General features: G+C 38.0%; 15 protein-coding genes. 9 read left to right on the forward strand and 6 right to left on the reverse strand.

What is annotated here, in order from left to right; all coding sequences use genetic code 11:
- Window positions 1-201 precede the first annotated feature (201 nt).
- On the forward strand, window positions 202-1,380 hold the full coding sequence (locus tag AC012T_RS13015; protein ID WP_487066573.1) for a tetratricopeptide repeat protein: 1,179 nt from the start codon (window positions 202-204) through the stop codon (window positions 1,378-1,380).
- Window positions 1,380-1,790 (forward strand): hypothetical protein, encoded by a 411-nt coding sequence (locus AC012T_RS13020; protein WP_487066332.1) that lies wholly within the window; start codon window positions 1,380-1,382, stop codon window positions 1,788-1,790. Before AC012T_RS13015 ends, AC012T_RS13020 begins: the two co-directional genes overlap by 1 nt.
- Window positions 1,791-1,969: 179 nt before the next feature.
- Here the strand turns inward: AC012T_RS13020 and AC012T_RS13025 are convergent, their stop codons facing one another.
- The gene (locus AC012T_RS13025; RefSeq protein ID WP_487066334.1) at window positions 1,970-2,464 is read right to left on the reverse strand and encodes a GNAT family N-acetyltransferase; all 495 of its coding nucleotides are present in this window, start codon (window positions 2,462-2,464) and stop codon (window positions 1,970-1,972) included.
- Window positions 2,451-2,741: a type II toxin-antitoxin system TacA family antitoxin gene (locus tag AC012T_RS13030; protein ID WP_487066336.1), complete on the reverse strand. Its 291-nt coding sequence runs from the start codon at window positions 2,739-2,741 to the stop codon at window positions 2,451-2,453. The genes AC012T_RS13025 and AC012T_RS13030 overlap by 14 nt, the downstream gene beginning before the upstream one ends.
- Window positions 2,742-2,949: 208 nt before the next feature.
- Here AC012T_RS13030 and AC012T_RS13035 point away from each other — a divergent pair, with 208 nt between their 5' ends.
- The 3 genes from AC012T_RS13035 (at window position 2,950) to ctpC (ending at window position 6,139) form a co-directional block, all read left to right on the forward strand.
- Window positions 2,950-3,357 (forward strand): hypothetical protein, encoded by a 408-nt coding sequence (locus AC012T_RS13035; protein WP_487066338.1) that lies wholly within the window; start codon window positions 2,950-2,952, stop codon window positions 3,355-3,357.
- Between the two features lie 134 nt (window positions 3,358-3,491).
- Window positions 3,492-4,718 carry a (E)-4-hydroxy-3-methylbut-2-enyl-diphosphate synthase gene (gene ispG, locus AC012T_RS13040; RefSeq protein ID WP_487066340.1) on the forward strand — a complete coding sequence of 409 codons (1,227 nt, stop codon included), beginning with the start codon at window positions 3,492-3,494 and terminating at the stop codon, window positions 4,716-4,718.
- 137 nt (window positions 4,719-4,855) lie between these two features.
- Window positions 4,856-6,139: a carboxyl-terminal processing protease CtpC gene (ctpC, locus tag AC012T_RS13045; protein WP_487066575.1), complete on the forward strand. Its 1,284-nt coding sequence runs from the start codon at window positions 4,856-4,858 to the stop codon at window positions 6,137-6,139.
- Between the two features lie 33 nt (window positions 6,140-6,172).
- Here ctpC and AC012T_RS13050 read toward each other — a convergent pair whose 3' ends face one another.
- Both AC012T_RS13050 and AC012T_RS13055 read right to left on the reverse strand, forming a co-directional pair.
- Window positions 6,173-6,364 (reverse strand): DDE transposase family protein, encoded by a 192-nt coding sequence (locus AC012T_RS13050; protein WP_487066342.1) that lies wholly within the window; start codon window positions 6,362-6,364, stop codon window positions 6,173-6,175.
- A gap of 423 nt (window positions 6,365-6,787) precedes the next feature.
- Window positions 6,788-7,684: a prohibitin family protein gene (locus AC012T_RS13055; RefSeq protein ID WP_487066344.1), complete on the reverse strand. Its 897-nt coding sequence runs from the start codon at window positions 7,682-7,684 to the stop codon at window positions 6,788-6,790.
- A 536-nt stretch (window positions 7,685-8,220) separates the two neighbouring features.
- Here AC012T_RS13055 and AC012T_RS13060 point away from each other — a divergent pair.
- Window positions 8,221-8,409, forward strand: a complete 189-nt coding sequence (locus AC012T_RS13060; RefSeq protein ID WP_487066346.1) for a DUF29 family protein — start codon at window positions 8,221-8,223, stop codon at window positions 8,407-8,409.
- A 111-nt stretch (window positions 8,410-8,520) separates the two neighbouring features.
- On the opposite strand, the gene AC012T_RS13065 is transcribed toward AC012T_RS13060, so the two are convergent.
- Window positions 8,521-10,563 (reverse strand): elongation factor G, encoded by a 2,043-nt coding sequence (locus AC012T_RS13065; RefSeq protein WP_487066348.1) that lies wholly within the window; start codon window positions 10,561-10,563, stop codon window positions 8,521-8,523.
- A 263-nt stretch (window positions 10,564-10,826) separates the two neighbouring features.
- Between AC012T_RS13065 and AC012T_RS13070 the strand changes: the two genes are divergently transcribed.
- The 3 genes from AC012T_RS13070 (at window position 10,827) to AC012T_RS13080 (ending at window position 12,845) form a co-directional block, all read left to right on the forward strand.
- A complete protein-coding gene (locus AC012T_RS13070; RefSeq protein WP_487066350.1) occupies window positions 10,827-11,789 on the forward strand; it encodes a tetratricopeptide repeat protein in 963 nt (320 codons plus the stop codon).
- A gap of 87 nt (window positions 11,790-11,876) precedes the next feature.
- Window positions 11,877-12,386 carry a phosphate-starvation-inducible PsiE family protein gene (locus AC012T_RS13075; RefSeq protein WP_487066352.1) on the forward strand — a complete coding sequence of 170 codons (510 nt, stop codon included), beginning with the start codon at window positions 11,877-11,879 and terminating at the stop codon, window positions 12,384-12,386.
- A gap of 219 nt (window positions 12,387-12,605) precedes the next feature.
- On the forward strand, window positions 12,606-12,845 hold the full coding sequence (locus AC012T_RS13080) for a hypothetical protein (RefSeq protein WP_487066354.1): 240 nt from the start codon (window positions 12,606-12,608) through the stop codon (window positions 12,843-12,845).
- Between the two features lie 74 nt (window positions 12,846-12,919).
- Here AC012T_RS13080 and AC012T_RS13085 read toward each other — a convergent pair whose 3' ends face one another.
- A complete protein-coding gene (locus AC012T_RS13085) occupies window positions 12,920-14,104 on the reverse strand; it encodes a cysteine desulfurase family protein (protein WP_487066356.1) in 1,185 nt (394 codons plus the stop codon).
- Between the last annotated feature and the right edge of the window lie 254 nt (window positions 14,105-14,358).

Consider the following 14,358-nt stretch of genomic DNA (forward strand, 5'->3'; position numbering starts at 1 on the left):
AACCGCAGTAGCCAATGTTAAGAAAAGTAACCTGATACTTGATAATTTTAATTCTGTCAGGTATTCTGATGAAACCTTGATTTAGTATAGTTTAATGCTTTTGCTGTGTTAACGCTACTTATTGACCAGTATGAAAAAGAACTTCAGATTTTAGAAGAATCTAGCAAAATATTACCTAAAGAAATTTTACAAGTTTTTTTGGTGCGCGATCGCATTCAGAAATTATTAAATGACAAAATAGATGTTCCAGCAGACATTCTGTTGAAATTATTTGAATTGGATAGTCGCTTAAAAAAACAAGCGGATAAAATTAATCGAACCGTAGAAATAGCAGAATGGCGGAGTAGTTTAGACATACCTGTCAATCATTGGTGGTGGTTTTTAAAACCAGAAAGTCATCATTTAGATCAATATGATTGGTTATGGAACTCCTTAACCGTTACTTTTTTGACTGGTTCCATGAGTTTAGTAGTAGATATCTCTACTCGATTTTTAGGTGGAGGAATAGCAGTTGGTAGCGTGTTTGCAACAATTTTTCCTAGCGTTTTAACTCTATTAACTGCGGGGGGAGTTTTAACAGAAACTGGAAAAACAGTTATTGAAAAATTATTGTTGAAAGCAAAAATCAAACCTTATTTTTGGGCAGAATCTAAATTGGGAATTTCATTATCACTACTTATATTTTTAATATCTTTTCAATCTTCATTACCTTTAATATCTAAATTGTTTTACATCATGCCAGCATATCGTAACTATGAAAAAGAAGAATGGGATAAAGCAATTGTTAAATATCAACAAGCTATTAGTATTGATCCAAAAAATGCTGAATCTCATAATCAATTGGGATTTATTTATGAACAATTGCAAGATTTAGAAAAAGCCAAAAGTGAATATCGGTTAGCCATTCAGGGAAAAATATTAATGGCATATAATCATTTGGCAAGATTATATTTATTAGATAATAAACCAGATGAAGCTATTTCGCTGCTTCACATATTAGAATCTCTAACCAAAGGAATAAATCAAAATGAAAAGATGGAAGATAATTTATTAAAATATCAATTATATAAAAATTTTGCTTGGGCAAGATTTAAACAAGGAGATTATGAAACAACAAAAAGAAGATTAGAGGATTCAATTGTATTTTATAATAAACTATCTAATGATGAAAAATACAAAGATGGTGCTGTTCATTGTTTATTAGCTGAAGTTTTGCTCGCAGAGTCTAAAGGGAAAAAAATTTCAGATATTAATCAACAAAAAATAATCATAGAATATGAATCTTGTCATGCTGAAGGCAACATTCGTTTACCAGAAATAGACAAGTGGGTAGAAATTGCTAAAAAATATTCACAAACCTCAGAAAAAGGAGCAAAATAATGTCTGCTAAAATTATTAGTTTTACAGGTAATGTAAAAATTAAAAAGCCAGGACAAACTCCTGTCAAATTTATTGCACCTAGAAAATTAAACTTTGGTGAATTATTAATTATCCAAGGTGGAAGTGTACAAGTCACTTGTGATGCAAATCCTGATAAAGTAATAAAGGAAAGTAAAGATGGTAAATATGCTCTAAGACATTTTTGTAACCCTCCTCAAAGTAACAAAAAAAGAGAAAATGAGCTAATTTTAAACATAGGAAGAAGGCAGTGGGAATTAGCAGAAATTAAGTTAGAACAAGAAAAACTAGAAGAAGCTAAAACTTTATTAGAAAATGCTGCAAAAAACTTTGCTCAAATAGAAGATGAAGAAACAGTTAATTTTTTGAACCAGAAAATTATGGAATTATAGCAGTCAAATTTTAGATAGTTAAAAACCATGCTGTGAATAACATACCCAATTTATTCAATAGACATCTCCGAAAAAGTAGAGACGTTCCATGGAACGTCTCTACAAGGCTTCTAGGATACGCATATTTAATTTCTGGAGATGTCTAATAGATTGTGTTTTTACTGCTTTATTCATTTACCTCAAAATAGTTGTTTAATAGTTTCTAGAGGTAAAAACATTTCTAAAGGAATATCCAGAAGACTAGCAAAACCATAACGTTGATAATAAGCTTGAGCTTTTTCATCTTTAGCATCAACAAATAGACCAATTACTCCCGCATTATCAGCAATTACTAAAGCCCGTTTCATAGCTTCAATCATCAGAATTTCTCCTATTCCTTGCCTTTGCAAGTCTTGAGAAACAGCCAAACGTGCAAGTTTGACACCAGGAACTTTTGTAGGATATTTTTTAGCAAGCTGTAGCGGTAATTTTTCGGCTTGCACTTCACAAATAGATAAAGTAAAAAAGCCAATAATAGTTTTAGGTTGTTCCGTTTCAACTAAAACAAAAGTGCGAGAAATCCCTTTTTGAATATGCTGACGTGCGGTGCGTGTCAAAAATTGATTTAGTATCTCATTTCCACAATTAAAACTTTCGCGGTTATGGGATTTATTGAGCAGTTCAATGATTTTCACGGAAAAATTCTTGATGTTTAACAGCCGCAGCTTTTAAAGCTAAATTAGGTTCAGGAGGATTTTCAATTAGGCTAAAAACTATATCAGCATCTTGTTGGGATAAATTAATGATCCGTTCTGCTTCTAAAATCTTGTGAGCTTCTTTGAGGGCTGACTGAACCAAAAACTGGTTTAAAGTTGCTCCAGATAGGGCTGCTGCTTGTTCCAAAGTTTCCTTTACCTGAGAGGAAATCCTTGCTGTCACCCTTGCATCATTGACAGAAGAAGTGGAAGACATAGCTGATTTTGGATGTGTATGGAATTTCATTTTAACGCTAAGGTGTCATTTTGTCACCATAAGGAATAGCAAAGATGTAGTTTAGAAAAGTGTTGGATCGCAATTCAACAGACTTGACTGAGAATAATTACAATCTTGCTTCATGATTTATCTCTCCGTAGTAAATTGTGTTATTTAATTAAATTAATACACGGTTCAAAATCAATTTATGAAAATACACTATGTCATGTCATCATTGCTTCTTAGTGCTGGAATGCTGACAATTTGCTACCAACCTTCAACTTTAGCTCAAAGCCCCAGATCCGATTGTCCTACCTTGGAAGAGGCTTCGTTACCATCTCGCCAAGACCAGAAGGTTCGTTCTAAAATTAACAAAAAATTTAATGCCCAAGGGCAGACGGGAGCTTATAATCTCGTCGTAATTGGTCGCTACGGTATGGCCGATTGGTTTAATAAATCCAAAGGTACAGCGACACCAATGGCTATTTTAATTGATGGTAATCAAGTGCAAGCCTATATTCTTAACCCCTATTCAATCAATCGGTTACTGGCATTAGGATATCCTCACCAGACAGCAGAATGCCTACAACAGTTATCAGCTGAGGCAGGAATTTGACACTCACCGTAGATATTGCTGGTTTCCTAACTTTTTGAATCCATCACCCAAAAACGCCCCAACTGTGGCAATCTGAGAAGCAGAACCCCTTGCAATTTGATATTTTAACTACAGACAATCTACCTGTTTAGATTATGCAAACTCTGCCAACTCTAGAAACTATCAACACTACAGCCACTGAACCCGCCTTTGATACAACCATCAAACGCCGCAAAACCCGTCCTGTCAAAGTAGGAGATGTCACCATTGGGGGAGGCTACCCCGTCGTGGTGCAATCCATGATTAATGAAGACACCCTGGATATTGACGGTTCCGTTGCTGGTATTCGTCGTCTCCATGAAATAGGCTGCGAAATTGTCCGCGTCACAGTACCCAGCCTCGGACACGCGAAAGCGTTGGCGGAAATTAAACAGAAATTAATTAAAACTTACCGTGATGTGCCAATTGTTGCCGACGTACATCACAACGGTATGAAAATAGCCTTGGAAGTCGCCAAACATATCGAAAAAGTGCGAATTAATCCAGGGTTATATGTATTTGAAAAGCCAAATACTACCCGCACCGAATATACTAAAAACGAATTTGACGAAATTGGCGAAAAAATCCGTGAAACCTTAGCACCTCTCGTAATTTCCTTACGAGATCAAGGTAAATCAATGCGAATTGGCGTAAATCACGGTTCTCTAGCCGAAAGAATGCTATTTACCTACGGTGACACCCCAGAAGGCATGGTGGAATCAGCCATAGAATTTATTCGCATTTGTGAATCTTTGGACTTTCACAACTTGGTAATTTCCATGAAAGCCTCACGGGTGCCTGTGATGGTAGCTGCTTACCGCTTAATGGCCAAGCGCATGGATGATTTGGGAATGGATTATCCCCTACATCTGGGCGTAACAGAAGCCGGTGACGGGGAATATGGCAGAATTAAATCTACCGCTGGCATTGCCACACTATTAGCTGATGGTATCGGTGATACAATTCGTGTTTCCTTAACAGAAGCACCTGAAAAAGAAATTCCTGTCTGTTACAGCATTTTGCAAGCTTTAGGTTTGCGGAAAACAATGGTTGAATATGTCGCTTGTCCCTCTTGTGGACGGACTTTATTTAACCTAGAAGAAGTGCTACATACAGTCAGAGAAGCCACCAAACATTTAACAGGTTTAGACATTGCCGTAATGGGTTGTATTGTCAATGGCCCTGGAGAAATGGCAGATGCTGACTATGGTTATGTCGGCAAAACTCCCGGTTACATTTCTTTATATCGAGGCAGAGAAGAAATTAAAAAAGTCCCAGAAGCCCAAGGTGTAGAAGAGTTAATCAACCTCATTAAAGCAGATGGACGTTGGGTTGAGCCTTAAAGGGACTGATGAGATGGGGATCTGGGGATAATCACCATTACCCATCACCCATTACCAATCAGCAATCACCAATTATCAATCCCTGTGTTAGATTGGGCATACTGACTATAAATTTTCCCTCTGACACAGCTGTCATTATGGTGATTACAAAGAGTAGGCTTGTTTTAGGTGCTACGGCAGTGACGCTTTCTACAATTGCGGTTACTGGTCTTGGTATTCATTCTCGTGGTCAGGCTTTATTTAAAGCAAGTCCCAAGGAATTGATAGATGAAGTTTGGCAGATTGTTCATCGCCAATATGTAGACGGCACTTTTAATCAGGTAGATTGGCAGGCTGTTCGTAAGGAATATTTAAGCAAGTCCTACACTAATCAAGAGGAAGCTTATAAGTCCATCCGGGAAATGCTTAAAAAGCTAGAAGACCCTTACACCCGGTTTATGAACCCAGAAGAGTTCAAGAGTATGCAAGTTGATACTTCTGGAGAACTCACAGGTATTGGTATTACTATCAGCCAAGACGAAAAAACTAAACAATTGGTTGTGATTGCCCCAATTGAAGACACACCTGCTTTCAAAGCAGGGATTCTGGCTAAAGATTTGATTCTGGAAATTGATGGCAAAAGTACTAAAGGAATGGATACTAACCAGGCTGTATCCTTGATTCGTGGTGAACCAGGAAAGCCCGTTAGGCTAACAATTCAGCGTAATGGACAGAAAAAACAGTTTAATATCACACGAGCGCGAATTGAAATTCATCCAGTTAAGTTTTCTGAGAAGGCAACCCCCGCTGGCAATCTTGGCTACATTCGCCTGAATCAATTCAGTGCCAATGCTGGTAAGGAAATGAAAGAGGCGATTTCTAAGCTAGAAGCTAAAAAAGTATCTGGTTACGTTTTAGACCTCCGTGGCAACCCTGGCGGTTTATTGTTCTCCAGTGTAGACATTGCCCGAATGTGGTTAGATAGGGGAATAATTGTTTCTACTATTGACCGTCAAGGTGAGCAAGAACGGGAAATAGCTAGGGGACGTGCTTTGACAACTAAACCGTTGGTGGTTTTGGTAGATAAAGGTTCGGCTAGTGCCAGTGAAATTCTTTCAGGTGCGTTGCAGGATAATAAACGTGCTGTTATTGTAGGTTCGCAAACCTTTGGTAAGGGTTTAGTGCAGTCTGTGCGGCCTTTAGAAGATGGTTCAGGATTAGCAGTAACAATTGCTAAATATCACACCCCTAGCGGTAAAGATATTAACAAGCATGGTATTGATCCAGATATAGTAGTAGATTTGACCGATGCCCAAAAAGAAAATTTATGGTTACGGGAACGGGATAAATTAGCTACTTTAGAAGATCCTCAATTTGCCAAAGCGGTGGAAATTTTGGGTAAAAAAGCTGCTCAAAATACTACGACAACAAAAAATAATTAAATCCAAAATCTCAAATCTCAAAGAAATCTAAAATTAAACGGGTTGGCATTTTCCAGCCCTAATTAATCCTACACGCCGGGACAGAGATTCTTCTTCTGAATTAAAAGGCCCCCATTTTTCGATTATTTCTTGGTTATTGTCTTCAAATTGTGGGCTGGGGACTATTTCACATTTTTCAGATTTGTGCTTGACAGGATACCAAGTTTGTGTATTTTGTTCAGTCATCTGAAAATTTTGATTTGTAGTTGACTTACTATAAATGCAAGATAATAATGCAATTATTACATTAATCAATTGAATTGGTTACATAAATAACAGATGATAGGAACGACATTGTTTGTTACTGCTATCACCCACTACAGAACACACAAAGTAGTGGGTTTTATCTTTCCTTTCCTTCAGGATTTTGATTGATGCCAGACTCCATTCATTCACAACCAATGTCATGTCAGAGTATTTGTAAAGACTGTGCTTTTTTTATGCAGACGGAATGCACTCACCCTGATGAATTTGGGGTTAATTGCGCTACTATCATTTTCTGTAATTCCTTTACTCCAGCGGTAGAAATTGACAGTCCTTGTGTGACTTTCGGTAATGATGATTAATATTAATTAAGTTTCGCGCACAAACGCAGAAATCTGAAAAGATTTATGGTTTTGTTGTTCCTGAATCTGGCTGGATTAAAATAGGCATTCCCCCCTTTTCTGAACCAAGAACGACAATTTTAGAATTATTAGATTGAGCAAGTTTTTCTGTAGCTTCAATTGCGCGTAATTGCAGAATTTGATTGGTGAGTCCACCAGCAATAATTTTTTGAGAATCAGCTACACCTTTGGCTTCAATACGTTTCCTTTCAGCTTCTTGACGCTCTTTTTCTAAGACAAATTTCATTTGCTCATTTTGTTGTTCTGCTTTGAGTTTTTCTTGAATTGCTGTTTGCAGAGTATCCGGCATTTTGATATTTCTCAAAAGTGCTTGGTCAACAATAAAACCTAAAGATGTTATCTGGGGGGTGAGTTGTTGATCAATTTTTTGAACTATTTCTTGGCGTTGTGTTGAGTAAATTGCACTAGCTGGATAATTTGCTGTGATACCACGGACTGTAGAGCGAAATCTGGAAATAATCAATTCTTTTTCGTCAGTTCCAATTGTTTTATATACTATCGCTGCTTTCTGGGGGTCAAGTCTATATTGAAGACTAACATCAATATTTAAACTCAAACCTTCTTGAGATGTTGTGTCTATGTTTTCCTTGATATCTTTAAGACGAGTAGAAAAATTCAAAACTTTAGTAAAAGGGTTAACTAAGTGGACACCGGAATCAAGGGTATTATCAGAAACTTTACCAAAGAAGTTGACAATGCCGACATTTCCCGGTGGAACAATCACCAAAAGTCTGGAAATTGAAGCCAGTAAGGCAATACTACCAATCAATATGGTAATTCCGCGTATTGCAATCTGAGTCTTGGCGCTGGTGATTTTGCCTGTTTGGAGATATATGAGACTTGCTATGAGACTGGTGAGGAGGGAGAATATAAAGCCCATAAGATTATCCTGTGTTGTTAAGATGTTATATATACTTAACACACAAGTATAATCTTGGGTTTAAGGTTTGGTCATCAATAGGTGCTTAAAATTAGTGTTATTTGTAGCCTTGACACTAGCAGCAAATTTGATGCTTGGGACTAATAGTGTAGTCACACAAAGTATAAGTGCTGTTGGAACGGCATTAGGCATTATTTCATTTTTATTAATTTATTTTCCGATACGCGGCAAATAAAGATGAAAGTTTAAATCAAGATTATTTACCAAAACAACATTGATCTTTCTTTATCTTCTTTCTTTGCATCTTTGCGCCTTTGCGTGAGACAAAAAAACGGAAGGTAGAACCTTCCTGATAGCATTCCCAGTCAGAGACTGGGAACGAGGCAGGAGGTTTAACTATTTACTGTTACCATTTCCGTTATTATTACCATTAGTGAGAATGCGTTCAGCCAGTTTTTCTGGGACTTCTTGGAGATGATCTTGTTCCCAATGGAAAGAACCAACGCCTAAAGTAAGCGTTTGAACATAGACGTAGATTGAAAGAAGAATTAACCGAAAGTCCAAGTTTAAAAAAATACTTTTCTGAGGTATTTAACGAATGTTATCAAGATGCTAGAAAACAAGCTTCATTAGAAACTGGTTTATCACTTGATATTTTTCCTGTAGATTCTCCGTTTACTACAGATGAATGTTTAAATCAAGATTATTTACCAAAACAACATTGATCTTTCTTTATCTTCTTTCTTTGCGTCTTTGCGCCTTTGCGTGAGACAAAAAAACGGAAGGTAGAACCTTCCTGATAGCATTCCCAGTCAGAGACTGGGAACGAGGTTTAACTATTTACCGTTACCATTCCCGTTATTATTACCATTAGTGAGAATGCGTTCAGCCAGTTTTTCTGGGACTTCTTGGAGATGATCTTGTTGCCAATGGAAAGAACCAACGCCTAATGTGAGCGATCGCAATTCTACAATAAAATTCTGCATTTCCGCTTGGGGTAAATATGCAGCCACGTTATCCCAACCAGGCCAATCATGTCTACCTTCATAACCCAAAATCTGTCCCCGTCTACCACTCAAAAGCTGCAAAACCTTAGAGGTAAACTCATTGGGAGTAGTCACATCTACCTTTAAAATCGGCTCTAACAGGGTCGGTTGGGCTTGGGGTATCCCCGTCTGCATTGCCAGACGCGCAGCTTGTTTAAAAGCCTGTTCCGAACTATCAACGCTGTGATAAGAACCATTGGTTAATGTCACTGCAACATCTACGATAGGAAAACCCAAAGGCCCGTGGGTGAGAAATTCCCGCACTCCCATTTCTACACCAGGAATGTACTGTCTAGGAACCACACCACCGACAATTTTTTCATTAAAATTGAAACCTTCCCCTCTTGCTAAAGGTTGAATATCCAGAAAAACATCTCCAAATTGTCCATGTCCACCGCTTTGATGTTTATAACGTCCATGAACTGAGTTTACAGATTTACGAATAGTTTCTTTGTAAGGAACTTGGGGTAAATGAGTAGACATAGGCAAATTATATTTGCGACGCAATCTATCTAAAGCAACTTGCAAATGTATTTCACCTTGTCCCCAAAGAATGACTTCGTGGGTGTCTCCATGCTGTTCCCAATTTAAAGCCGGATCTTCTTCTAATAACTTAGTAATAGCAGCACTAAGTTTGACTTCATCATTGCGTTTCTCTGGTGTAATTGCTAGTGCAAAAACTGGTTCTAATTGTTCAGCTTTTGGTAAGTCCATCATTTGGGAATCGGTAGAAACTGTATCTCCAGTTTTAATTCCTTCCAACCGACTTACAGCAATAATTTCACCTGCAACAGCTTGATTAATTTGCTGTTGTTGTTGTCCCATTAAACGGTAAAGACCACCAGCACGAACACCATTTAAAACAATACCATCAGTTAATGTACCTTGCCAAACTCGCACTAAGGAAAGTTTACCACCTTGGGGAGTATAGAAGGTTTTGAGAACTTGGGCTAAGGGAGTATCGCTGATTTTTCCTAAACGTCGTTCTATTGTTATTTCTGGTTCTGGTGCTTCTCTCAAAAGTGCTTCTAATAAAGGTCTGACACCATAATCTTGTTCTGCGACACCAAAGAAAACTGGTACAACTAAATCTGCACTTAATTCAAATTTTAAATCTTTGAGAATTTCTTCTTGGGGAGGTTCGATATCTTCTAAAATTTCTTCGAGTAAATGATCATCAAAATTGGCCAAAGCTTCTAACATTTCGGCTCTGGCTATATGTTCTTCTACTTTTAATTCTTCGGGAAAAGGTATAGAATCAGCAGGTGCGCCGGGATGATATTGATATGCTTGTTCAGTCACCATATCAATAAATCCTGTGAGTTGTTCCCCTTGCATAATGGGGTATTGGTGAGCAACTAAAGGACGACTAGAAACGGCTTTGAGGGCGTGTAATGTTTCTAAAACGTGAATATTTGCCCTATCCATTTTATTCACAAAAACGATATGAGGAATTTCCCAATGATCAAGGAATTTAAATAATGGTGCGAGTGTAAGTACACGTTCCCGTATTGGTTCGCAAATAACTATTGCGGCATCGACTCCCATTAAAGCATTATATGTTTCTTGGGCAAATTCTACTGAACCGGGACAGTCTATAAATGTGAAGCGGGTATTTTCATATTCGGTATTAGCTGCGGATACTTCAACACTCATGCGTCGGTCGCGGGCTTCGTTGGCGCTATCTCCGACTGTGTTACCATCTTTAACGTTACCTTTGCGAGAAATCGCTCCGGTGACAAATAACAAACTTTCGAGTAAAGTGGTTTTTCCGCTTAAATAAGGGCCAACAATGGCTACATTCCGCGAACCGGATTTTACTTTTTCGTTCATAAACCCTCCTTGACGGTGATTCCCTCAACCGCATTTTGTTTTTTTTCAGGAGTAATTCATTTTTCGTTCAGGAGAATTATTCCTGCTTTAATTTTTTATTATGCTCCTTTTCATCTGAAGATAATAAAATCGTTGCTTGTTGTAAGATTTACTTTAAGAAGATTTAATTAGTACTAAGTTTTATTGTGAATTTAAAATTTTTGTAACGATAATAATTAAGCGTTAGGAATTTAGCATTGCTAAACCGAAATTGGAGAAAATTCATGAAATATTTCGTAAATAAATATCAAATTTGGGGATTTTCCTGTTTTTTACTACTGGGTTTTGATTGTGCCTCTGTCAATGCAAAATTGTCTGATCTTCCTATCAATAATGTAGAGGAATTTGAGCAAACATCTCTACAATACATTCTTTCGCAAGCCTCTAACCGCCCAGCAGCAACAGAGTTGTTAAATCAAGGCTTACAAGCGATTCAGGCGGGAAATATGCAAGATGCAATTACCGCTTTTCGTCAAGCAATTCAACTAGATTCGACGTTAGCGCCGGCGCATTATAATTTAGGTTTAGCACTGCGACAAGCGGGACAACTGCAACCAGCAGCAGATGCTTTTTATCAAGCGACGCAAGCAGATCCGCAATTTGCTCCGGCTTTTGCTAATTTAGGAGGTGCGTTGTTAGAAGGGAATAATTTACAGTTAGCGGCTGATTATTTACAAAGGGCGCTACAGCTAGATCCGCAACTGGGCTTTGCCCATTATAACTTGGGATTGGTGAAAGAACTGCAAAAGGACTGGGAGAGTGCGATCGCATCTTTTCAAAAAGCGATCGCATATAGTCAGAATTCCCCTGAACCAGCCTATCATTTAGGGATGTCTTATTTGCAACAGGGTAAAGTTCAATTAGCAAAGGAAGCCTTTAGCAAAGCAATAGCCATAAATCCCAGATATGCAGAGGCTCATTATAATCTTGGCTCAATTTGGTTTAATCAGGGCAAATTTAACGAAGCATTAGCTGCTTTTAGAAAATCAGCCGAAATTAATTCCAACTATGCAGACCCCTACTATGGTGCAGGATTAGTATTTATACAATTAAAACAATATACAGAAGCTGTAAAAGTATTCCAATATGCCAGAGATTTGTATAAAACTCAGAATAACTCCCAATGGGCAATAAATGCCGAAAAATTGTTAACACAAGCACAAAATTTAAATAACAAACCACGCTGAGGCGTAAAGCATGAGTATTAAGTAATAATAAGAAAATGGAGTTAACTGGCTGGTGTAGTCTAAACTCCCATTGGAATGTAAATAGTCATGCAAAAACGCTTCAAGAGTCGATTTCTATTTTGCGATCGCTGGCTAGATCGACATTCAATAGTTCGTAACATGGAGGCTTTCCAAGACCTAATTGTGATTGTCCTCTGTTTATCATTATTTGCTGTTATGTTGATACAGTTGTGGGGTATATTTATTGCCATCACACAGTCGCTAGACTACAAAGAATTGACATCCAAAATGCTATTTGTGTTAATTCTAGTTGAATTATTTCGACTACTCATGGTTTACTTACAAGAGCATAGTATTTCTGTTGGTGTAGCAGTCGAAGTAGCAATTGTTTCTGTACTCCGCGAAGTAGTAGTCCACGGTGCGCTAGATATTTCAGGAGTACAAACAGCAGCAATTTGTGGTTTATTACTTATTCTAGGTGGACTACTATTAGTGTGTGCCAAAACGCCCCACATGGACTGTATGAGTGCTAACACAAAATTTTGTCCAATCGTGCATCAAGGACCTAGGGAACAGGAAAATGAACTAGAATTTTGATATTCACGAACCTGTGACGAAAACCAACCTCCTGCATAAATAAGCCGACAGACATCATTCTCTGGCTAGATAAACCAAGCCATAAAAGTAGCAAGTGGGAATTATAAATGCTTGAGGCTGCACTAGCAGCCTTGATACTTTTCCCTCAGCTTTTAGGTAGATGAATGACTATTTTAGAATGAGTATAAATTAATTATAAAGTTTAAAAAGGGTAAATTTATGACTACTGGTAACGGGCAATCTCAACTACCAATTAGTAATTTAGAGTACGATTTCATTACCGTACTTCACAATAAAGCCGAAGCGGTGCAAGCTTACGAACGTTATATCCAAGATGCACAAGCAGCTAATTCTCAGCCTTGTGTAGAACTGTTCCAAAAATTGCGTCAGTCAGAAATTGCAGAAGCACAAGAAATTCGTCATCATCTACAACAAGTGATGACACACGGAAAAATGTAAAGTTGAAATGTGTATGGTGCGTTATGCTGTCGCTAATGCACCATACACATTTTTGAATATATTGAATATATTTTTTAATCTCTTCTAGAAAACAGGGATTTAGACGGGTATAAATCCTGTGTTAGTCTTTGTAAAACCTGTTTCAAAACCATCGCAGTCCAATCAATATCTGCTGCTGTTGTCTGTTTTCCTAAAGTTAATCTAATTCCTCCCAAAGCTGCTGTTTGAGAATAACCCATTGCTAATAAAATCGGACTGGGACTTAATTTTCCACTATGACAAGCAGAACCTGCACTAATCCCAATTCCTGCTAAATTTAACTGACGTACCAAAGTTTTACCGCTGAGTTTTTCACCATCTGCATATTCTAGAGAAAAACTGACATGATGGGGTAAACGGTTAATTTTGTCACCTGTGGGAATTAAACCGGGAACATCTGCTAAATTAGTGAACAAGCGATCGCGCAATTCTATCAATCTTACCCTTTCTGTCTCTAACTCTTTTGCCGCTAATTCCGCAGCCACTCCAAACCCTGCAATAGCTGGTGTCGCTTGTGTTCCCGAACGCAGTCCGTTTTCCTGGCCACCACCACCCAAGACTGGTCTGATATTCACCCCTGGACGCACATATAAAGCACCTGCACCCAAAGGCCCATATAATTTATGGCTAGATAAACTCAATAAATCAACAGGTAACGTTTCCACATCTAAAGGTAAACGTCCCGCAACTTGAACCGCGTCTGTATGGAACAAAGCACCATGTAATTTGGTGATTTTCCCCAATTCCTCAATAGGTTGAACAGTCCCCACTTCGCTTTGTCCATAAATCACAGATACCAAAACGGTGTTCCGTCGCAAAGCTGCTTTTAAATCTTCGGGGTTAACTCTTCCTTTGCTATCTACCCCCAAGTGGGTAACTTTCCAACCCCACATTTTTAGCATTGGTACCGTTTCAGAAATAGCCGAATGTTCCACGCTAGAAATAATTATATGTTGGGGAACCGCATAATTCCGCACAATACCCATAATTGCTAAGTTGTCTGCTTCTGTTCCCCCAGAAGTGAAAATAATTGATTCGGGGACAGCGTTAATTAAACCTGCAACTTGCATTCTCGCTGTTTCCACAACCAAAGCTGCACGGTTGCCCCATTCGTGTAAACTAGAAGGATTACCCCATTCTTGAGTTAAGACTGCTTGCATTTTAGCGATCGCTTCTGGACGAGTAGGGGTAGTAGCACTGTAATCTAAATATATTTGCATAAAATCAATAGTTGAATAAGATAACACACTGGTAAAATATTGCCGAAATTGTCAAGTGCGAGTATTTTTATGTGTATAGAGAATTTTGGCTTTTTTGATGCAGTCAGGTTTCTACACACAGCAGATTGCAGATCAATAATTTACAAAATCTCTATTCAGAACCAGACATCAATCCTGACTCCTGAATTATTACCTTTGACATACACCTTTTGGTGAATAATAAATACATTAAACCTCAATTCACTTTTAGCAGA

This window comes from Anabaena sp. EIM26 (genome assembly GCF_057568715.1).

What these genes read in the sequence shown, in the direction of transcription:
- AC012T_RS13020 (WP_487066332.1), top strand. Translation starts at nt 1,380, where the DNA reads ATGTCTGCTAAAATTATTAGTTTTACAGGTAATGTAAAAATTAAAAAG.
- AC012T_RS13030 (WP_487066336.1), bottom strand. Translation starts at nt 2,741, where the DNA reads ATGTCTTCCACTTCTTCTGTCAATGATGCAAGGGTGACAGCAAGGATT.
- AC012T_RS13035 (WP_487066338.1), top strand. Translation starts at nt 2,950, where the DNA reads ATGAAAATACACTATGTCATGTCATCATTGCTTCTTAGTGCTGGAATG.
- ispG (WP_487066340.1), top strand. Translation starts at nt 3,492, where the DNA reads ATGCAAACTCTGCCAACTCTAGAAACTATCAACACTACAGCCACTGAA.
- ctpC (WP_487066575.1), top strand. Translation starts at nt 4,856, where the DNA reads ATGGTGATTACAAAGAGTAGGCTTGTTTTAGGTGCTACGGCAGTGACG.
- AC012T_RS13050 (WP_487066342.1), bottom strand. Translation starts at nt 6,364, where the DNA reads ATGACTGAACAAAATACACAAACTTGGTATCCTGTCAAGCACAAATCT.
- AC012T_RS13055 (WP_487066344.1), bottom strand. Translation starts at nt 7,684, where the DNA reads ATGGGCTTTATATTCTCCCTCCTCACCAGTCTCATAGCAAGTCTCATA.
- AC012T_RS13065 (WP_487066348.1), bottom strand. Translation starts at nt 10,563, where the DNA reads ATGAACGAAAAAGTAAAATCCGGTTCGCGGAATGTAGCCATTGTTGGC.
- AC012T_RS13070 (WP_487066350.1), top strand. Translation starts at nt 10,827, where the DNA reads ATGAAATATTTCGTAAATAAATATCAAATTTGGGGATTTTCCTGTTTT.
- AC012T_RS13075 (WP_487066352.1), top strand. Translation starts at nt 11,877, where the DNA reads ATGCAAAAACGCTTCAAGAGTCGATTTCTATTTTGCGATCGCTGGCTA.
- AC012T_RS13080 (WP_487066354.1), top strand. Translation starts at nt 12,606, where the DNA reads ATGACTACTGGTAACGGGCAATCTCAACTACCAATTAGTAATTTAGAG.
- AC012T_RS13085 (WP_487066356.1), bottom strand. Translation starts at nt 14,104, where the DNA reads ATGCAAATATATTTAGATTACAGTGCTACTACCCCTACTCGTCCAGAA.